Genomic DNA, 18768 nt, shown 5'->3' on the forward strand with positions numbered 1-18768 from the left:
GCGGGAGAGCTGGGGCCTGAGAGGGTCACATCTCCCGCCCGATGGCCCATGCGACCTGGCGGCACTTGGCCATGGCCTGTGCAAAGCTGTCCGGGGTCAGGCACTGGGCACCGTCGCTCCATGCGTGGCGGGGGTCGTAGTGAACCTCCACTTCCAGACCGTCGGCACCGGCGGCCACCGCAGCGATCATCATCGGCTCCACGAGGTTGGCCTTGCCGGTGGCGTGGCTGGGGTCCACGATGACGGGCAGATGGGTCTTTTCGTGGATGATGGGCACGGCGGAAAGGTCCAGCGTGTTGCGGGTATACTTTTCAAACGTGCGGATGCCGCGCTCGCAGAGGATGACCTGCTCGTTGCCGCCGGCCATGATGTACTCGGCGCTCATGATCCACTCCTCGATGGTGTTGCACAGGCCGCGCTTGAGCAGGACCGGCTTGTGCATCTTGCCCACGGCCTTGAGCAGCTGGAAATTCTGCATGTTGCGGGCACCGATCTGCACGACATCGACATACTCTTCAAACTCCGGGATGCGGTCTTCGCTCATCAGCTCGGAGACGATGGGCAGGCCGGTGGCCTCGCGGGCCTTGACCATGTCGAGGATGCCCTCGGTCTCCAGACCCTGGAAGGAGTAGGGAGAGGTGCGGGGCTTGTAGGCACCGCCGCGGAAGAGGGCAGCACCGCCGGCCTTGACGCTCTGGGCGATGCGCAGGGCCTGCTCCTCGCTCTCGATGCTGCACGGGCCGGCCATGACGGCAATCTTCTCCCGGCCGCCGATCCGGACGCCGCCGCAGTCGATGACCGAGTCGGCGGGATGGAACAGGCGGTTGGCGCGCTTATACGGGGCCGACACACGGGTCACGTTGTCGATCCAGGGGTTGGCGAGCACATCGCGCTCGTCGATCTTGGTGGTGTCGCCCACCAGACCGAAGACGTTGTAGTCCTTGCCGGTGATCAGGGTGACATCGAGGCCCTGCTTTTCAAAGCGGTCCACGATCTTTTCCAGTTCTTCCTTCGGGGTGCCTTTTTTCGTCGAAATGATCATCTTCTTGCATTCCTTTCCCTTTTATCAACGTGTCAACGTGTCAACCTCTCAGTCTGCTTCGCAGACTGAGAGGTTTCTTTCTTTACTGCACCATGTGCGATTGTGCGCCGCCGTCCAGCCGGAGCAGCTGCACCAGATAACTGCATGCGTGGAGATAGCCGCCGATGCCCTCGCCCGCAAAGCGGCCCTGACAGCCGAACGAGACGACGTCCGTGTTCCGGAACGGCTCCCGGCCGCTGGGTTCGCTCATGAGCACCTCCACGGCGGGCACACCGCAGAGCTGCAGCGCTTCCAGAATGGCCACGCTGTAATAGGCATAGCCGCCCGGATTGAGGATGATGCCGTCGGCGCGGCCTGCGGCCGACTGGATCTCATCAATGATGTCGCCCTCGTGGTTGGACTGGAAGAAATCCGGCTCGATGCCCATCTGCTGGCAGCAGACGTCCAGATAATCCAGCAGGCCGTTGTAGTCCACTTCGCCCTCCACACCGGGCTCGGTGAAGCGGGCGATGTTGACGTTTGGCCCGTTAATGAACAAAAATCGCATCCAATGCCTCCAGTGCCGCTGCAACGGCGTCTGCAACGGTCGTTTCGTTCGGGATGACCGCATCGGCTGCGGCCAGATAGAGCGGGCGGCGCTGGGCTTCCATGGTCTTCAGCGCCTCGGCGCTGGTGGAAAGCGGACGCCCGCCGCCCACGGTCAGGGCGTCCAGCGGGCGGTCGATGAAGAGCACCACGCCGTTCTGCCGCAGGGCTCGCAGGTTTTCGGGCCGCTTGACGACCCCGCCCCCGCAGGAAAGCACCTGACGGCCCTCTCTGGCAAAGCGGGCGGTCTGCTCGACCTCCCGTGCCCGGAAGCCGTCCTCGCCCTCTGCGGCGAAGAGGTCCGGGATGCTGCATCCCGCGGCCCGGACGATCTCCTCATCCAGGTCCACGAACCGCTTGCCCAGCCGGTCGGCCAGCGCGCGGCCGATGGTCGTTTTGCCGCAGGAGGGCATCCCGATGAGCGCCACGTTCAGCTGCTCTTTCCGGAGCTGGGCGGTGATGGCGCGGATCTCGGCCGGGGCATCGTCAAACTTGCGGTCCAGGAAGTATTCCGCCGCATACACGGCCTGGGCCACCAGCATTTCGAGGCCGCCCACGGCCACCGGCACACCCGCCTCCTCGGCGCGCAGGATCAGTTCCGTTTTGTCCGGATTGTAGACCACGTCGAGGACGGCTTCCAGCCCCGGCATCGCGGCCACATCCAGATGACAGCCCCCCACGTTCGGGTACATGCCCGCCGGGGTGGTGTTGATGACAATGTCGGCCCCGCTGTGAACGGCTTCCGCATAGGAAAGCTCGCCCTTTTCGGGGTCCGGATGCCGGCTGACGGTCAGCACTCTGGCCGCGCCCTTATCTTTTGCCACGGCGCTCGTGGTGTTGTGGGTGCCGCCGGTGCCCAGAATGAGGACGGTCCGGCCCGCGAACTCCACGCCGTGAGCATCGGCCAGGTAGGCAAAGCCGAGATAGTCGGTGTTATAGCCGTAGAGCAGGCCGTTCCGGTTCACGACCGTGTTCACGGCTCCGATGGCCTTGGCGCGCGGGTCGATGTAGGAGCAGGATCCCATGACCAGCCGCTTATACGGGATGGTCACATTGATCGCCTTGAAGGCCCGCCGTGTCAGGAAGGCCCGCGCCTCCTCCTCGGTGGGCAGCGGGCACAGGTCGTACCGGTAGCCGCAGAGCATCTCGTGGATGATCTTCGAGTACGAGTGCCCCAGTTTGGAGCCGATGAGTCCGTATTCCATTTACAGCTCCTCCTTGCGGTAAGCGGTGGGCTGTTCCATCCAGGCCATGCCGTACTTCGCGGTCAGCAGGTCGCCGACGGCTAGCGCCGCCGCGCAGGTCTGCACGATGGCCGCACGGGGCACGATGCAGGGGTCGTGACGGCCCTGGATGGAAAGTTCCGCGTTCTGTTTTGCAATGTAATCCACGGTGTCCTGTGGTTTGTAGATGCTGGGCGTGGGCTTGACCACGGTGCGGAAGACGACCGGCATCCCGTTGGAGATGCCGCCGTTCAGGCCCGCGTTGTGGTTGGTAGCCGTCACGATGCGGCCCCCCTGCATCCGGAAGGCATCGTTCGCCTTGCTGCCCTTCAGGTCGGCGAAGCCAAAGCCGGTGCCGAACTCGATGCCCTTGACGGCCGGGACCGAGAAGGCCATGTGGGCCAGCTCGCTTTCCACGCTGTCAAAATAGGGTTCGCCGATGCCTGCGGGCAGGCCGAGGATGGCGGTCTCCAGCGTACCGCCCACACTGTCGCCTGCGCTGCCTGCGGCGCGGATGGCCGCTTTCATCGGCTCTTCGGCTTCTCCGTTCAGCAGAGCGAAGCCATCGCCCCGGCTCAGCAGCGCTTCGGCCTGCGCCCCCAGTGCCGCCGGGTCATCCAGCGCAAAGGGGGTGTCCGCAACGCCCGCGCACCGCCCGATGTGGGTCACGATGTTGATGCCGGCCCGGTCGAGGGCACCCAGCACCACCGCACCGCCTGCCACCAGCGCCGCCGTGATGCGGCCGGAAAAGTGTCCGCCGCCCCGCGCATCCTGAAAGCCGTGGTATTTGGCATAGGCTGTGTAATCCGCATGGCCGGGGCGGAGCAGGTCGGCGGTCCTGGCATAGTCGCCGCTGCGGGTGTTCTGGTTCTCGATCATCAGGGCGATGGCGGTGCCGGTCGTCCGGCCGTTCACAACGCCGGAGAGGAACTGCACCCGGTCCGCCTCCACGCGGGGGGTGGACAGGCCGTCGCCCCGCGCCCGGCGCTTGTCCATGCAGGCGGCGAGGAACGCCTCATCCACCGGCACCCCCGCCGCCATGCCGTCCAGCACGGCGCCGATAGCGCGGCCATGGCTCTCGCCGAAGATGGTCAGGGAGAGGGCAGACCCGAACGTGTTCTTCATGGTCATTCCTCCATACCCAGCAGGGGGCGCAGGCCCTCCACCGGGATGGTCTCAGCGCGCCAGCAGCCCAGACCCGGCACCTTGATGATGGTGATCTGACCGCCCTGCGCCTTTTTGTCGTGCAGCATCTCGGCCAGCACCTTTTCTTTGTTGTAGGTGGTGCGCAGGGGCAGGCCCAGGCGGCGGTAGACCGCCCGCACCCGCTTTTGCAGCGCCTTGGATTCGATCATGGGCAGCATCCCCAGCGCCACGCACTCGCCGTGGAACAGGCCCACGGTGCGGCGGCCCTTGATGCCCTTGACGGCTTCGATGCCGTGGCCGATGGTGTGGCCGAAGTTGAGGGCCTTGCGCATCCCGCGCTCGGTCTCATCCTGCTCGACGATGTTTTTCTTGAACCGCAGGCTGCGGTAGATGATCTCGTTGATCTGGCCGTCGATGTCGCCCTTTTCAAAGATGCCGAACAGCTCCGGGTCGGCCAGCAGGCTGGCCTTGACCGCCTCGGCCAGGCCGTTGATGTAGTGGCGGCGGGGGAGGGTGGCCAGCGTATCCGGGTCCACGATGACCAGTTTAGGCTGCCAGAAGGCACCCACGATGTTCTTGGTATCGCCCAGATCCACCGCCGTCTTGCCGCCGATGGAGGAATCGATCATCGAGAGCGTGGTGGTGGGGCAGTTGATGAAGTCGATGCCCCGCATATAGATGGAAGCGGCAAATCCGGCCAGGTCGCCCACGACGCCGCCGCCCACCGCCACGACCAGGTCGCCGCGGCCCATGTTGAAATCGAGCATCTGCTGTAAAACGCTCTCCAGGATCTTGAAGCTCTTGCTGGCCTCGCCCTGGGGCACCGTGATGATCCGGGCCTCGCGGCACTGGTCGGCCACCCGCTGGGCATACTGGGCCGGGACGCCGCTGTCGGTGACGACGGCTACCCTGCGGTCCAGCCGGGCGAACTGGTACAGGTTCTCCAGTGCGCCGTTCTTCAGGATGATGTCATAACTGCGCTCGCCCAGATTCATGGTGAGCTTGGTTCCGATAAAATCGCTCATTTGTTGTACACTCCTAACAGCCGTACCGTGCGGCAGACATGGTTCAGCGCGCGCAGCAGCGCGGCGGTCTCTTCGGCGGTGGGGTCGCCCACCAGCTCAACGTAAAAATAGTAATCGAAGGGGACATGGGGCAGCGGGCGGCTCTTGATGGACTCCATATCGTAGCCGCTGGCACCGATGATCTGGATGACCTCGGCCAGCTTGCCGGGCTTGTTGTCCACCGTGAACAGCAGCGAGAAGCGGTTGCCCGCCGTGGGCTTTTCGCGGCTGAGGACGATGAACCGGGTGGTGTTGTCGCCATCGGTGTTGATGCTGGGCACCAGAACTTCCAGCCCGTACAGCGCCGCCGTTTCCACGCTGGCGATGGCCGCCTGCGTCCGGTCGCCGCTCTCGGCCACGAACTTGGCCGCCATGGCCGTGTTGGGCATGGCCGTGGCCGGCAGGCGGAACTGCTTTAAGAAGGTCTCGCTCTGGGCAATGGCCTGCTGGTGGCTGTACACATGCTTCAGCTCGCTCAGCGGGGTGCCGGGCAGGACCAGCAGGTTCTGCGAGATGGGCAGGTCGTACACATCCACGACCCACAGGGCGGGGTGGTTGTAGCACAGGTCCAGCACGGCGGACACATCGCCCGCGTGGCTGTTCTCAAAGGGGACCACGCCATGGGCTGCATCGCCGCGTTCCACCGCGTCGAAGACTTCGTCCCAGGTGGGGTAGCTGACCGCCTCCGCATGGGGGAAGAGCGCCTTGAGCGCGATGTGCGCAAAGGCTCCCTCCACGCCCTGATAGGCGGCGCGGTTCCGGCCCAGCACCTCGGCCTCGTACTGCTTGGCCACATCCATCATGTGCTGTACGTGGTCGCGGTAATAGGGGCGCAGGGCAGGGTCCTGAATGCGTGCTTCGGCCTTGTCCAGCACCACGGCTTCCCGCGCGGCATCGAAGATCGGCAGGCCGTGGGCCTTTTTGTATTCGGCGACCGCCAGCACAGCCGCCATCCGCCGCTCGAACAGCGCGGCCAGCGCGGCGTCCACCGTGTCGATCTCCCGGCGGGCTTTGTCCAGTGCGTCCATGGGTTCCACATCCTTTGTTTTCATGATACCGGAGATGATACGGAATGAGTATACCATAACCCGGACACAGAAACAACAAACCCCGCCCCGGTTCTGTGCGGAGTTTTTTTCAGATTTTGCTTTGGAAAAACGAAAGAGTCTCATCTGCCATCGGGCGGATGAGACTCTTCTGTCGGGTCATTTTCGCAGGTCTTCCCAACTCCGCGCCTTCCCGTAATACCGGCCATAGGGGTTGTCGAGGTCGGCGGCGCGGGGCGGGGCGCGTTCTGGCTCCGGGGGCGGCGGGGCGGGCAGGCGGCGGGGGGCACCGGCCTCCCGCTTAATCAGGCGGAACCGCATGGCGTCAGTCCTCCGCGCTGGCGGTGGAGACGGCCCCGGCAGTCAGCGCCTGCCAGAACGCTTCGCCGCCCTTGAGATTGTCGGCGGTGCCGGAGTTCCAGGCACCGCGCATCCCGACGTAGAACTGCGCCATGTATTCCTGGCTGTCGCCGCCCTGAGCGTGGGTGGTATCGGCCTGGTATTCACCAAGGTCCAGCCCGGTCAGGGCGGGGCAGTCGGTCCACCGGTAGACCATGTTCCACCAGTCGCCGTCGCTGCCGGGTTCAGGCAGGCTGCCGTCGAGGTAGCGCAGGGTGCCGGTGCTCTCTTCAAAGCCCGCCGGGTCGTACAGTAGGAAGACCGCGCTCAGACCACCCTGCACATCGGCGGCCAGCTTGGTGGTGCCCGCCATGGTCAGGTAGGCCGCGCTCTCGGTCTGGGTCTCCTCGTCGGAATAGTCCAGCGTATAGACGTTCAGGGTCACGACCACCTTGCCGTCGCCGTTCCGGTCTTCGCCGAATTGGGCAAGCTGGGTCTGGAGTGCGTTCACGGTATCCTCCGGCAGGTAGTAGGGAGCCACCACGGCCACATTGTAGTCGGCCTTGGTGGTAAAAAAATACTGCCCGATGAAGTTGTACGCCACAAAGGCCACGGCGATGCCGATGAGGATCACCCACTTCAGGTTATAATCCCACCAGTTGGCCCAGCGTTCTTTCCGGGTATACTGTTTTTCCCGGCGGGGTTTGAGGTCGCCGGGCTGGATGTCGCGTTCGTAACGATAGCTTGCCATAGTTCTCCTTAAAGCTGTGCGAGGATGGTCTGGCGGACGGCTTCGGGCAGCTGTTTCTGCTCTGCCTTGCTCATGCCGACCGTCCGGATGGGCGGCAGGATGCGGATGTGGATGGAACCGGGAGTCGCACGGTTGCCATGGGCCTCGAACAGGCCGCGGGCACCGGAGATGGCCACCGGCACCACCGGGGCACCGGTCTTGATGGCGATGCGGAACGCACCGGCCTTGAACTCGCCTGCGCCGCCCTCTTCGCCCTTATAGCGGGTGCCTTCGGGGAAGATGACGAAGCTCTTGCCGCTCTCCACGATGGCCGTGGCATCGTTCAGCGCCTTGACGGACGCGCGGATGTCGTCGCGCTTGACGAAAACGCAGCCCAACAGCTTCATCCAGCGGTTGAGCAGAGGGATCTTTTCCAGCTCCTCTTTCGCCAGGATGCCGTGAGGCGCATCCAGCGCCGCCAGAAGCAGCGGGATGTCGTAGTAGCTGCGGTGGTTGCCCACGAAAACGCAGGGGCCGTCCTTGGGGATGTTCTCCTGCCCTTCCACCACCAGCCGTGCGCCGGTCACTTTCAGGATGCCCTGGCTCCAGTGCGGGATATGTTTGTTGATGATCTGCTCCACGGTATCCATGTCCCCGGCGGCGAGGGCGCGCTCGGCCCGGCGGAGCACACCGTAGTGGACGATCATATAGCCAAACAGATATACAAACATCGCGATCGTGCGAAGAATGCTCATGATACGTTCCTCCTTCTGGCCTGAAAAGCCGGTTTCATTGTACCACACTTTGGGCGAAAATGGGAGCCGAAACACTTTTTTTACAAATGAAGGGCCGGATGGCTTGCAAAATTCACAAAATCCGGGTATATTTATAGAAAGAAAGGTAGCACAATGGGCAGTTCCTTTTCCTTCTGCCCCACGGCACCGTGCCAAACCAGAAAGGGTTCGAAACAAAATGGGTCTTTTTCCTTCTGCAAATGATTTCCGCAAGGCCGGGCCGGGCGTCGAGAAGGACGCCCCCCGCAAAACGGGCATCGGCCGCTTTTTTGAGCTGGTCGGGCGCGACATGTCCGGCATGTTCCTGGCCAATCTGCTCACCTGCATCGGCTTTCTGCCGGTCATCTGCCTGGTGTATGTCGGTTTTCTGATGAACAACCTCACCGTCATGGTGGTCAGCGCCATTGCGGGCGGCATCCTGGCCGGCCCCGCACTGGCGGGCATGTACGACACCGTGCTCCGCGCCCTGCGCGATGAAGCGGGCTACTGGTGGACTACCTACCGCCGCGCGTTCAAGCGGAACTTCAAAGCCGCCATCCTGCCCGGCATCGTCTACTGCACCGTCATCACCATCCAGATCTTCCTCGTCTATTTCTGCTTCAACATGCTGTACCACGGCACCAACGTCGGCCTGCCCATGTGGGTGGCCACGGTGCTGAACCTGGTGCTGTTCCACATGCTGTTCGCCTACCTGTGGCCGCAGGTGGTCCTGCTGGACCAGCCCTTCCACCAGACGCTGAAGAACTGCCTGAACTGCATGATCGCCTTCCTGCCCCACGCACTGGCGTCTGCCATCGTGACCATCCTGTTCTGGGGCGTCGTCATCCTGTGCATGCCGCTGGGCATCTTCCTGATGCTCATCTTCGGCTTCTGGTTCCAGACCGAGGTCTGCTGCCAGATCGTCTACGGCGACGTGAACCGCGTCTTCCACATCGAGGAGAGCCTCCAGAAGCTGCACGACGCCGAGCTGGACGCCGCCCTCCGGGAGGAATACGGCGAAGACGAGCCGGACGGCACCGAACACTGATCTTTCACCGATGCGCAAAGGAGAACCGTGCGATGGAACAACGAAATAACCTCGTGTTGCAGGGCACCGAGACCTTCTCCCGCGGCGCGCTGGACAATGTCGCGCTGGAAAGCGGCGCTTTGGTGCTGGACAGCTCCGCCGGGCGGTATCTGCCCTACGGCAGCTACACCACGCCGGAGTTCGCGATGCCGGCTTTCTGCAACCTGAACGTCAGCTGGAACGCCAGCGCCCCTCATAACACGATGGTGGAGGTGCGCTGCCGGGTCTATGCCGGGAACACCTGGACCGGCTGGATGAGCTTTGGCAAGTGGGCCCCGGATTACCCCCGCTGCAGCATCAACGCCCAGAGCGAGGACGGGATGATCTTCCTGCTGGGGGACACCGTCACCGTGGCCACGCCGGGCGGCGGCACCGGCATCCAATTGCAGGTCAACCTCTCGACCAACGACGACAAATCCACCCCTGCCGTGCGGCTGCTGGCTGCTGCCGTCCGCCCCCTGACCTGGGAAAAACACGAGGGCCGGCCGCTGAACCGGCGGCTCTATCTGCCGGAATACTGCCTCTCTGCCCACGACCCCAGCTTTGGCCGGGAGATGGATCTGCCCCTTGTCATGGCAGCGCTGATGAACCGCTGGGGCGAGGACATCCTGCCCGAAGAGGTGGCCTACGCCATGGAGGACAACGCCACCCGGAGCACCGGCAACGCCGCCTTTGCAGCGGCTGCCGCAGGCTGCTGCGGCTTTCCCTGCTGGCAGGCCTGGATGGACCTGCAGGATCTGCGCACCCAGATCCACGACGACTGCCCCGTTGCCGTCCGGGTCGAGCGCCGCATCCGGGGCCAGCGTGACCCGGTGGGCATCTGGATGGGGCTGCGGGGCTTTGGCCACGACGACGCCGTGATGGCTGATTATGTCCTGCTCAACGACCCCACCGCCGACAGCGACGGCTCCGTCAACTGCACCATGGCGCTGTCGGATTTCCTGCGCTACTTCACAGGCCGGGCCATCGCCCTGCGGCGCAAGCCCAGAGATGCAGCCGCCGACCTGCCCGACCGCGTCCGCTGCGAACTGGCCCGCAGCGAGGATGGCCGCTGCTATTACTTTGAGCAGCGGGGCCAGCGCGACCCGCTGCCGGACGATTTCTCCGGCTGGACCGCCTACACCCTGCACGACGGCATCGCCCATGCCACCACGGCCCACCGGACGTTCCGCCGGATGGAGCGCACCCCGGACGGAGGCCTGTGCTTCCCGCCCGAACAGCTGGCCGCAGGCGGGCGGTGCAGCGTTTACGCCGTAGACCAGACCGGCCGGATGCGGGTCGCGGAAGTCCGCCTGCCCGCGCCGCCCAGACCCCCGGCAGCACCGCCTGCCGCACCTCAGAATGACCCCCAGAGCACCGGGCAGCCGGGCCGCTAGGCCCGCCCCCGCCAAACGCTTTCCGGGGATAAAAACTGTTACATAGGAGGAACACATTATGGCAAAGACGATCATCACCATTGGCCGTGAGTACTGCACCGGCGGCAACTACATCGCAGAGGATGTTGCAAATGCTCTGGGCATCAAGCTCTACGACAAGGAGCTGATCACCATGGCAGCCAAACACTCCGGTCTGTCCGAGGAGGCTGTCGCCGCCAGCGAGAAACGCCACACCCACAGCCTGCTGTACAGCCTGTACACCATGGGCAACGAGCTGCCGCTGGGCGATCAGGTGTTCATCCTGCAGAGCCGCATCATCAAGCAGCTGGCAGAGGAAGGCCCCTGTGTCATCCTGGGCCGCTGCGGTGACTATGTGCTGCGGGACCGCAAGGACGTGCTGCGCGTCTTCATCTATGCGCCGGTGGAGTGGCGCCGTGAGCTGGCCAAGACCGACCCTCTGGTCAAGGCACACGACGAGAAGGGCATCAAGGAAGAGATCGAGAAGACCGACCGCAACCGCTCGGCCTACTACAACTACTACACCCAGAACCGCTGGGGTGATGCCCACAACTACGACCTTGCCATCAACGCCGCCCTGGGCCGCGAGACCTGCGTGAAGATGATCCTGGACGCAGTGGCCGCCAAGGAAAAGGCTGCGGAGAAGTAACCGCTCCGGGCTGCAAAGTCAAAAAACAATGATGTTGCGTGGGTAGGGTGCTTTGGCGCTCTGCCCACGTTTCAAGCATAGAGAAAAAATGTCAAAAGGAGAAATCGTGGAAAACAAGCAGACCAATCCCCCCGCCGCCCAGGAAAACATCATGGGCACCATGGCCATCAACCCGCTGCTCGTCAAGCTGAGCATCCCGATGATGGTCTCGATGCTGGTCCAGGCACTTTATAATGTCGTGGACTCCATCTTCGTCTCGCATGTCAGCGAAGGTGCGCTGACCGCCGTTTCGCTGGCCTTCTCGCTGCAGAACATGATGATCGCCGTCGGTGTCGGCACCGGCGTCGGCGTCAACGCCCTGCTGTCCAAGAGCCTGGGTGAAAAAGACCAGGAGCGCGCCAACAGGACGGCTGAAAACGGCATCTTCCTGGCGCTGTGCAGCTTTGCTGCCTTTTTCATCATCGGCCTGACCTGCATGAAGCCGTATTTCTATGCGCAGACCAGTGATGTGGAGATCGCCGAGCAGGGCATCCGCTACCTGACCGTTTGTTCCGTGTTCAGTCTGGGCCTGTTCCTGCAGACCATGAGCGAAAAGCTGCTGGCCGCGACCGGCCGCACCAACCTGAGCATGTGCAGCCAGCTCATCGGCGCCATCGTGAACATCGTGCTCGACCCCATCTTCATCTTCGGCTACTGCGGTGAGGCCCTGTCCGGCACCACCGGCGCGGCAGTGGCCACGGTCATCGGCCAGTTCTGCGGTGCCGGTGCCGCCATCTTCTTCAACCTGAAGAAGAACCCCGACATCCAGATCCGCTGGCACGGCTTCCGCCCCAGTGCAGACGCCATCAAGCGCATCTATGTCGTCGGCCTGCCCAGCATCGCCATGCAGTGCGTCGGCAGCGTGATGACCTTCTTCATGAACCAGATCCTGATGGCCTTCTCGGCCACGGCGGTCGCTGTCTTCGGCGTCTACTTCAAGCTCCAGAGCTTCGTCTTCATGCCCATCTTCGGCATGAACAACGGCATGGTGCCCATCATCAGCTACAACTACGGCGCCCGTAATCCCGACCGCGTCAAAAAGACCATCAAGCTGGCCATGTGCTACGCAGAGGGCATCATGCTCATCGGCTTCTGCCTGTTCCAGTTTGCACCGGACAAGCTGCTGAGCTTCTTCGCCGCCAGCGACGCGATGCTGGCCATCGGCATCCCGGCCATGCGCACCATCTGCTTCCACTTCCTGCTGGCCGGCATGAGCATCATCCTGTCCTCCACCTTCCAGGCGCTGGGCAACGGCATGTTCAGCCTCATCGTCTCCGTCTGCCGCCAGCTGGTCGTCCTGCTGCCTGCCGCCTGGCTGCTGAGCCAGACCGGCAACGTCGACCTGGTGTGGTGGTCGTTCGTCATCGCCGAGCTGGCCAGCGTGACCCTGAGTTTTGTCTTCTTTGCCCGCCTGGACAAAAAGATCATCGAACCCATGTACAACAAAGCTCCTGCCATGCAGTGAGCGGAGCCGGCATTCTCCAAATTGAGAAAGGAACGTGACTGTTTTATGGGAAAGAAGTTGAAATGGAATCTGGTCCTGATGAGCATCCTCTATCTGGGTCTGGGCATCTTCCTGCTGCTGGTGCCGGGCACCGCGATGAACATTGTCTGCTATGCGCTGGGCGGCGTGGTGCTGGTCTGCGCAGCGGTGCAGCTCGTCCGCTACTTTGCGGTGGAGCGCGGTGTCTTCCAGAGCCAGCTGACCCTGATCTCCGGTCTGGTCTGTCTGGGGCTGGGGGCGTTCCTCATCATCCGCAGCGACATCGTGGTGCGCATCCTGCCCATCGTCTTCGGCCTGTTCGTCATCTTCGACAGTCTGGGCCGCATCCAGAACGCACTGGAGCTGCGCAAGTGCCAGTATCCCAGCTGGAAAGGCTTCCTGCTGCTGGCCGTGCTGAGCATCGTGCTGGGCATCGTCATGATCCTCGACCCCTTCGGCACCATGGAAACGCTGGTCATGGCCATCGGCGTCATCCTCATCGTGGAGGGTGCGTTGAACCTGCTCAGTGCGCTGTACACCGTCATCGCGGTGAAGCGGTTCCTGAAGCTGCACCCGGAGACGCAGTCCATGCTGGAAGCCGTCACCGGGGAAGACCTGAACGGCGACGGCATCGTCGCCCCGGAGGTCGCCCATGCCGATGTGGAAGCCACTGCCGTCGAACTCGACCATGTGGACGAGAGCGCTGAGGTGGAGCAGGAAGACGACCCGTAAAACAAGCCCGCATTAAAGCTCCCCATCGGGGGAACTGGCCGCAGCGCGGCCTGAGATGGTTTTTATCAAATACAGCAAAGGATTACAGAACAATGGAAAAGTACGATCTGATTATCGTTGGCGCCGGCCCGGCCGGCATCTTTACCGCCGTGGAGCTGCTGCGCCACGGCAGCAAAAAGAAGATCCTGCTGGTGGAAAAAGGCAAGCCGGTGGAAAAGCGCCACTGCCCCAAGGCAGAGCTTGGCCACTGCGTCAACTGCCGCCCCACCTGCGCCATCACCACCGGTTTTTCCGGTGCCGGTGCCTTCTCGGACGGCAAACTGAGCCTGTCCTATGAGGTCGGCGGCGACCTGCCCAGCCTCATCGGCGAGGAGTTCGCTCAGGAGCTTATCAACTACACCGACAAGATCTATCTGGAGTTCGGCGCAGACCCCCATGTGGAGGGCATCTACACCGGCGAGGAGATCAAGGAGATCCGCAAGAACGCCATCCACGCCGGTCTGAAGCTGGTGGACTGCCCCATCCGCCATCTGGGCACCGAAAAGGCCCAGCAGCTCTATCTGGCCATCCAGAACTATCTGGCCGACAACGGCGTCGAGATGCTTTTCTCCACCGAGTGTGAGAACATCATCCTGGAAGACGAGGTCTGCAAGGGCGTGTATCTCCGCGCGGGCAGCGACAGCGAGCCCCGCGCCGTCTATGCCGACACCGTCGTCATCGGCACCGGCCGCCGCGGCGCGGACTGGCTGGAAAAGATCTGCGCCGAACACCACATCGCCCACAAGCCCGGCACCGTCGATATCGGCGTCCGCGTCGAGTGCCGCAATGAGGTCATGGAGAAGGTCAACAAGGTGCTGTATGAGTCCAAGCTCATCGGCTACCCCAAGCCCTGGAAGAACAAGGTCCGCACCTTCTGCCAGAACCCCGGCGGTTTCGTGGCGCAGGAGAACTACGACAATGACCTGGCCGTCGTCAACGGCCACAGCTTCAAGGAGAAGAAGAGCGAGAACACCAACCTCGCCATCCTCGTCTCCCACAACTTCACCGAACCGTTCAACCAGCCCATCGCCTACGCACAGAAGGTGGGCGAGCTGACCAACATGCTGGGCGCAGGCCACATCATGGTCCAGCGCTACGGCGACATTCTGGACGGCAAGCGCACCTGGGCCAAGGAGCTGGCACAGTCCAACGTCAAGCCCACCCTGAAGGACGCGGTGGCCGGAGACATCACCGCCGCCATGCCTTACCGCGCCATGACCAACATCATCGAGTTCATCAAGATGCTGGATATGGTCGTGCCCGGCTTTGCCGCCAACGAGACCCTGCTCTACAGCCCGGAGCTGAAGTTCTACTCCAACAAGGTCAAGATGGATGAGAACCTCGACACCAACATTCAGGGCCTGCACTGCTTGGGCGATTCTTCCGGCTGGACCCGCGGCCTGATGATGGCGTCCGTCATGGGCGTGCTCATGGGCCGCAAGCTGGCCGAAAAGGAAGGCTGCTGATCCCCGGAACTCACGATCCCCCGTGCGATTTGCATGGGGGATCTTTTTGCTGATTTTTGCCGGTTTTTGTCTGGATTTGCCAAACTGGCGGTGTTCCGGTCCTGTTCAGCCTCCTTCACGGAAATAATTGATTTTTTTCGCGAAAACTGCTACACTAAGAAAAAACTCCACTGAAAGCGCTTCATAGATGTAGGGAGGTATCTTCTATGCGCGATTCTCCGGGAAGCGTCGTCACACTGCTGTGTTCTGGCATTCAGCTTTACAGCGCGGAACGGCGCATTGCAGACTGCATCCTCAACGATGTGAAATGGGCGTCTGTGGTCACCTCGGCCCAGCTTGCCCGCGCCAGCCAGTCCTCGGAAGCCACCGTCACCCGGCTGTGCCACAAGCTCGGCTTTGACAACTACCGCAAATTCCAGCTGGCACTCGCGCGGGATGTGATGGACCAGCAGGAGACGGAGACCCAGCGCTCCACCAGTCCGGACCCCTTGCGGCAGGCCCTGCAGTCGGTGCAGGCCAACCGGCAGGAAGAGGTGCGCGCCACCATCCAGGCACTCAATCTGCGCCAGTTGCGGAAGGCGATGAGTGTCCTGCGCAGCGCAGAGCTGATCGAGGTCGAAGCCTCCGACAACAGCCTGCCCGTGGCCATGGATGCGTCGCTCAAGCTCGGCAGCCTGGGCAAGCGCTGCATGACCAGCGCCGTGCCCGACCGGACCAGAGCCTTTGCCACCACCCTGACCGAGCGGGACGCCCTGCTGCTCATCTCGAACTCCGGCCGCAGCGAGCGCCTGCTGGAAACGGCTCGCGCCGCCCACGAACGGGGTGCCTCGGTCCTGCTCATCACCTGCGACCGCCGCTCCCCTCTGGCCGCGCAGGCAGACCACCTGCTGCTGGCCTCCAACCGGGCGCAGCGCATCGTGGCGACCGACCCGGTCCCATCCCTGCTCTCGTCGGCCCTTCTGGTCGAGGTGCTGTACTACCTGCTCCTGACCGAAGAAGACCTCTGACCAACCAAAAAGGACCCTCTGCCAACCGGCAAAGGGCCCTTTTTCTGTTTCCTTACGCATGGAAGACATACTGGTCCATCCGGCGGAAGGCTTCCTCGATGCGGGAACGGGGCGAAGCCAGGTTCATCCGCAGATGGCAGGGGCCGTGGAACATCTTTCCGTCCTGCACGGCTACGCCGACCTCCCAGCAGGCCTTTTCCACATCGTCGATGGTCTTGCCATGGGCGGCGCACCAGTCGGTGCAGTCCACAAAGAGCATATAGGTGCCTTCGGGCTTGGAGACCGTGACGCCCGCAAAGTGCTGTTCGATGTAGTCGCAGGCAAAGTTCACATTGCCGCTCAGTACCTCGCAGAGCTCGTCCGTCCACTCATAGCCTTCGGGCTGATAGGCACCGATGAGGGCGTGCATGGACAGCACGTTCATCATGTTGTAGTGATTCAGGCTGGACTCTTTCTCAATGCGGTCACGCCACCAGTTGTTGTACACGATGTGGTAGCTGCCCACGAGACCGGCCAGGTTGAAGGTCTTGGAGGGAGCATAGAAGGCGGCGGTGCGCATCCGGGCATCCTCGCTGACGGACTGGGTGGGGGTGTGCTTGTGGCCGTTCAGGATGATGTCCGACCAGATCTCGTCGGAGACGACATAGACGTCGTACTTTTTGAACAGCTCCATGGCCTTTTCCAGCTCCCAGCGCTCCCAGACGCGGCCGCAGGGGTTGTGGGGGTTGCACAGGATGGCCGCATGGATATGCTCTTCCTTCAGATGCTTCTCCATGTCCTCAAAATCCATCCGCCAGACGCCGTTCTCGTCCTTCACCAGCGGGGAATGCACGGCCTCGTAGCCGTTGTTCTTCAGGCTCATCGTGAAGCCGATGTAGGTGGGGCTGTGGATCAGGATCTTGTCGCCGCGGGAACAGACGCAGTTCAGCGCACTGATGACACCGCCCAGCACACCGTTCTCGTAGCCGATGTGTTCCGGCTTCAGGCCGGTGACGCCGTTGCGCTTCTCATGCCACCGGATGATGCTGTCGAAATACGCATCCGTAGCTTGAAAATAGCCGAAGGCCGGGTGTTTTGCACGCTCAATGATGGCTTCCTGGATGGTGGGCACGGTGGGGAAGTTCATGTCGGCCACCCACATCGGGATCGCGTCAAAGCCCGCCTTCGGGGGAGCCGGGGAGAAGCCGTCGCCCTTCAGGCCGTCCACTGCGATGGCGTCTCTACCGCGGCGGTCCAGGATGGAAGTAAAATCGTATTTCATAAGTGCGCTCCTTCTCAAAAATTTTGTCTGGCCCCACCTTAACACATTTGGGAGCCGGATGCAACCGCCCGCCGGGAAGTTGAAAAAATCGTGCGGAAAAATCACGAATTTCTACGATAAAAAAGAGCCTTCCGGCCGCCGAGTAAAGCACTTTTTGGGGCGATAAGGCACAAATAAGGCACATTCTAGCCAGATTTCAGGATTCTGAAAACAAAGAAAGCCACGATAAAACCGCATTTGTAAACGGTTCATCGTGGCTTTTCTTGTGGTCGGAGTGGCGAGACTCGAACTCGCGGCCTCCTGCTCCCAAAGCAGGCGCGCTACCAACTGCGCAACACCCCGGAAAATACTATCATAGTATACTCTTTTTTGCGGCGTTCGTCAATCCTGAAGTGCGCAACTTCACGCTCCCGCTGTTTGTGCGCATTTTTATAAGAAAATCCGGTTGCAAAGGCCGGAAGGGATAGTCTATAATGGGAGTTGAAAAGCGGCCAGGAGCCGTTCGATTGCCAAAGTGAGGAGACCGGAATGAACGAGCAGAAAACGCGCCTGCGGAATGCGGGCTTTGTGACTTTCTTTTTCAGCGGCATCTGCGCCATTTCCAGCGGTGTGGTGGTCAGCCTGCTGCAGGAGCAGTATGGGTTTGCCTACGGCATGACCGGGACGCTGCTCTCGCTGATGAGCATCGGCAACCTGCTGGCGGGCTTTCTGACCGGTGTGCTGCCGGGTGTGCTGGGGCTGAAACCAAGCATCCTGCTGCTGACCATCGGGTACACCGTCGGCTACGGGATCATGGGCTTTACCGGGGCGGAGGTCCTGCTGGCGGCGGCATTCTTCCTTGTGGGCGTTGCCAAGGGCAGCGCCATGAACGCCTGCACCATCCTCGTCAGTGACAACTCCGCCGACCGCACCCGCGGCATGAACCTGATGCACAGCTGCTATGCCTGCGGTGCGCTGCTCTGCCCGTTCCTCATCGCAGCGGCAGCGCGGGTCAGCACCGCACTGGCGGTGTTCCTGCTGGCGGCGCTGGGCGTGGTGCTCTGGCTGGTCTACTGGAAGACCCCGATGGAAGGTAAGGTCAAGGACCGGAAGGCGGTCATCGACTGGAGCTTTCTGCGCTCCGGCCGGTTCTGGCTGCTGACGGGCCTGCTCTTCTGCCAGAACGCGGCCGAGCAGAGCGTGACCGGCTGGATGGTGACCTATTTCAAGGGCAGCGGCATCATTGCGGGCACACTGGCTGCCTATACCGTGACCGTGATGTGGGGGGCTACACTGGTGGCCCGGCTGCTCATTGCATTCGTGTTCCCGTTCAAGTCCCCGCGCAAGGCGATGGTGGTCATGGCTGTGACCTGCACCCTGTTCTATGTGCTCCTGATGCGGGCCGACAGCCAGCCGGCCGCGATCCTGCTGCTGTTCGCCTTCGCGTTTGCGATGGCAGGTATGAACCCCACTGCAGTGGCCAGCGCGGGCAGGATGACCAGCGTGACCAGCATGGGCATCATGCTGCCCGCTGCGTCCGGCGGTGCCATCCTGATGCCCTGGGTCATCGGCCGTGTGGCAGAGCGCGCGGGCCTTGCCGCCGGGATGGCGATGAACATCCTCCCCTGCATCGGGCTGTGCGTGTTTGCGGTGCTGGTTGCCCGGATGAAGGAAGAGTGATGAC

The 18768-nt window shown here is 62.5% G+C and carries 18 protein-coding genes and 1 tRNA gene; 8 read left to right on the top strand and 11 right to left on the bottom strand.

All coding sequences use genetic code 11. The annotated features are described in order from the left end of the window. Positions 1–25: 25 nt before the first annotated feature. The 9 genes from aroF to I5P96_RS01525 form a co-directional block, all read right to left on the bottom strand. Positions 26–1042 (bottom strand): 3-deoxy-7-phosphoheptulonate synthase, encoded by a 1017-nt coding sequence (gene aroF / locus I5P96_RS01485; RefSeq protein WP_097791828.1) that lies wholly within the window; start codon positions 1040–1042, stop codon positions 26–28. 82 nt (positions 1043–1124) lie between these two features. Continuing rightward, a complete protein-coding gene (locus I5P96_RS01490) occupies positions 1125–1589 on the bottom strand; it encodes a type II 3-dehydroquinate dehydratase (protein ID WP_118553671.1) in 465 nt (154 codons plus the stop codon). Then, positions 1570–2832: a shikimate kinase gene (locus tag I5P96_RS01495; RefSeq protein WP_223382837.1), complete on the bottom strand. Its 1263-nt coding sequence runs from the start codon at positions 2830–2832 to the stop codon at positions 1570–1572. The genes I5P96_RS01490 and I5P96_RS01495 overlap by 20 nt, the downstream gene beginning before the upstream one ends. Beyond that, positions 2833–3975 (bottom strand): chorismate synthase, encoded by a 1143-nt coding sequence (aroC, locus tag I5P96_RS01500; protein WP_223382838.1) that lies wholly within the window; start codon positions 3973–3975, stop codon positions 2833–2835. Positions 3976–3977: 2 nt separating this feature from the next. Further along, a complete protein-coding gene (gene aroB / locus I5P96_RS01505; RefSeq protein ID WP_097791832.1) occupies positions 3978–5021 on the bottom strand; it encodes a 3-dehydroquinate synthase in 1044 nt (347 codons plus the stop codon). Next, the gene (locus I5P96_RS01510) at positions 5018–6088 is read right to left on the bottom strand and encodes a bifunctional chorismate mutase/prephenate dehydratase (RefSeq protein WP_097791833.1); all 1071 of its coding nucleotides are present in this window, start codon (positions 6086–6088) and stop codon (positions 5018–5020) included. Before I5P96_RS01510 ends, aroB begins: the two co-directional genes overlap by 4 nt. 177 nt (positions 6089–6265) lie before the next feature. After that, the gene (locus I5P96_RS01515) at positions 6266–6427 is read right to left on the bottom strand and encodes a hypothetical protein (RefSeq protein WP_223382839.1); all 162 of its coding nucleotides are present in this window, start codon (positions 6425–6427) and stop codon (positions 6266–6268) included. Positions 6428–6431: 4 nt separating this feature from the next. Then, positions 6432–7196: a hypothetical protein gene (locus tag I5P96_RS01520; protein WP_223382840.1), complete on the bottom strand. Its 765-nt coding sequence runs from the start codon at positions 7194–7196 to the stop codon at positions 6432–6434. A gap of 8 nt (positions 7197–7204) precedes the next feature. Further along, entirely contained in the window at positions 7205–7930 is a 726-nt protein-coding gene (locus I5P96_RS01525) for a lysophospholipid acyltransferase family protein (protein WP_223382841.1), read from the bottom strand. A 217-nt stretch (positions 7931–8147) separates the two neighbouring features. On the opposite strand from I5P96_RS01525, the gene I5P96_RS01530 reads away from it, so the two are divergent. From I5P96_RS01530 to I5P96_RS01560, 7 genes are all read left to right on the top strand, one after another. Beyond that, positions 8148–8996: a DUF624 domain-containing protein gene (locus tag I5P96_RS01530; RefSeq protein ID WP_223382842.1), complete on the top strand. Its 849-nt coding sequence runs from the start codon at positions 8148–8150 to the stop codon at positions 8994–8996. A gap of 32 nt (positions 8997–9028) precedes the next feature. After that, the gene (locus tag I5P96_RS01535) at positions 9029–10411 is read left to right on the top strand and encodes a hypothetical protein (RefSeq protein ID WP_223382843.1); all 1383 of its coding nucleotides are present in this window, start codon (positions 9029–9031) and stop codon (positions 10409–10411) included. Positions 10412–10469: 58 nt separating this feature from the next. Continuing rightward, entirely contained in the window at positions 10470–11078 is a 609-nt protein-coding gene (locus tag I5P96_RS01540; protein WP_097791838.1) for an AAA family ATPase, read from the top strand. An 88-nt stretch (positions 11079–11166) separates the two neighbouring features. Next, positions 11167–12582 (top strand): MATE family efflux transporter, encoded by a 1416-nt coding sequence (locus I5P96_RS01545; RefSeq protein WP_223382844.1) that lies wholly within the window; start codon positions 11167–11169, stop codon positions 12580–12582. A gap of 45 nt (positions 12583–12627) precedes the next feature. Further along, complete coding sequence (locus tag I5P96_RS01550; protein WP_223382845.1) at positions 12628–13332, top strand: HdeD family acid-resistance protein; 705 nt, start codon at positions 12628–12630, stop codon at positions 13330–13332. Between the two features lie 92 nt (positions 13333–13424). Then, positions 13425–14837, top strand: coding sequence for an NAD(P)/FAD-dependent oxidoreductase (locus I5P96_RS01555; protein ID WP_223382846.1), 1413 nt, complete (start codon positions 13425–13427; stop codon positions 14835–14837). Positions 14838–15043: 206 nt separating this feature from the next. Next, a complete protein-coding gene (locus I5P96_RS01560; protein ID WP_223382847.1) occupies positions 15044–15844 on the top strand; it encodes a MurR/RpiR family transcriptional regulator in 801 nt (266 codons plus the stop codon). A gap of 52 nt (positions 15845–15896) precedes the next feature. Here I5P96_RS01560 and I5P96_RS01565 read toward each other — a convergent pair whose 3' ends face one another. Beyond that, positions 15897–17105, bottom strand: coding sequence for a MalY/PatB family protein (locus I5P96_RS01565; RefSeq protein ID WP_223382848.1), 1209 nt, complete (start codon positions 17103–17105; stop codon positions 15897–15899). Between the two features lie 266 nt (positions 17106–17371). Then, positions 17372–17447, bottom strand: a tRNA-Pro gene (locus I5P96_RS01570). Positions 17448–17633: 186 nt separating this feature from the next. Here I5P96_RS01570 and I5P96_RS01575 point away from each other — a divergent pair. After that, positions 17634–18764 carry an MFS transporter gene (locus tag I5P96_RS01575; protein WP_223382849.1) on the top strand — a complete coding sequence of 377 codons (1131 nt, stop codon included), beginning with the start codon at positions 17634–17636 and terminating at the stop codon, positions 18762–18764. Positions 18765–18768 lie beyond the last annotated feature (4 nt).

It is taken from the genome of Faecalibacterium prausnitzii (assembly GCF_019967995.1).
Taxonomy (GTDB): domain Bacteria; phylum Bacillota; class Clostridia; order Oscillospirales; family Ruminococcaceae; genus Faecalibacterium; species Faecalibacterium prausnitzii_E.

Bases quoted from the DNA above. Each gene is read 5' to 3' on its own strand.
- I5P96_RS01515 (WP_223382839.1), bottom strand. From the start codon at position 6,427: ATGCGGTTCCGCCTGATTAAGCGGGAGGCCGGTGCCCCCCGCCGCCTG.
- I5P96_RS01565 (WP_223382848.1), bottom strand. From the start codon at position 17,105: ATGAAATACGATTTTACTTCCATCCTGGACCGCCGCGGTAGAGACGCC.
- I5P96_RS01560 (WP_223382847.1), top strand. From the start codon at position 15,044: ATGCGCGATTCTCCGGGAAGCGTCGTCACACTGCTGTGTTCTGGCATT.
- I5P96_RS01545 (WP_223382844.1), top strand. From the start codon at position 11,167: ATGTCAAAAGGAGAAATCGTGGAAAACAAGCAGACCAATCCCCCCGCC.
- aroF (WP_097791828.1), bottom strand. From the start codon at position 1,042: ATGATCATTTCGACGAAAAAAGGCACCCCGAAGGAAGAACTGGAAAAG.
- I5P96_RS01550 (WP_223382845.1), top strand. From the start codon at position 12,628: ATGGGAAAGAAGTTGAAATGGAATCTGGTCCTGATGAGCATCCTCTAT.
- I5P96_RS01495 (WP_223382837.1), bottom strand. From the start codon at position 2,832: ATGGAATACGGACTCATCGGCTCCAAACTGGGGCACTCGTACTCGAAG.
- I5P96_RS01575 (WP_223382849.1), top strand. From the start codon at position 17,634: ATGAACGAGCAGAAAACGCGCCTGCGGAATGCGGGCTTTGTGACTTTC.
- I5P96_RS01535 (WP_223382843.1), top strand. From the start codon at position 9,029: ATGGAACAACGAAATAACCTCGTGTTGCAGGGCACCGAGACCTTCTCC.
- aroB (WP_097791832.1), bottom strand. From the start codon at position 5,021: ATGAGCGATTTTATCGGAACCAAGCTCACCATGAATCTGGGCGAGCGC.
- I5P96_RS01525 (WP_223382841.1), bottom strand. From the start codon at position 7,930: ATGAGCATTCTTCGCACGATCGCGATGTTTGTATATCTGTTTGGCTAT.
- I5P96_RS01520 (WP_223382840.1), bottom strand. From the start codon at position 7,196: ATGGCAAGCTATCGTTACGAACGCGACATCCAGCCCGGCGACCTCAAA.
- aroC (WP_223382838.1), bottom strand. From the start codon at position 3,975: ATGAAGAACACGTTCGGGTCTGCCCTCTCCCTGACCATCTTCGGCGAG.
- I5P96_RS01530 (WP_223382842.1), top strand. From the start codon at position 8,148: ATGGGTCTTTTTCCTTCTGCAAATGATTTCCGCAAGGCCGGGCCGGGC.
- I5P96_RS01555 (WP_223382846.1), top strand. From the start codon at position 13,425: ATGGAAAAGTACGATCTGATTATCGTTGGCGCCGGCCCGGCCGGCATC.
- I5P96_RS01510 (WP_097791833.1), bottom strand. From the start codon at position 6,088: ATGGACGCACTGGACAAAGCCCGCCGGGAGATCGACACGGTGGACGCC.
- I5P96_RS01540 (WP_097791838.1), top strand. From the start codon at position 10,470: ATGGCAAAGACGATCATCACCATTGGCCGTGAGTACTGCACCGGCGGC.
- I5P96_RS01490 (WP_118553671.1), bottom strand. From the start codon at position 1,589: ATGCGATTTTTGTTCATTAACGGGCCAAACGTCAACATCGCCCGCTTC.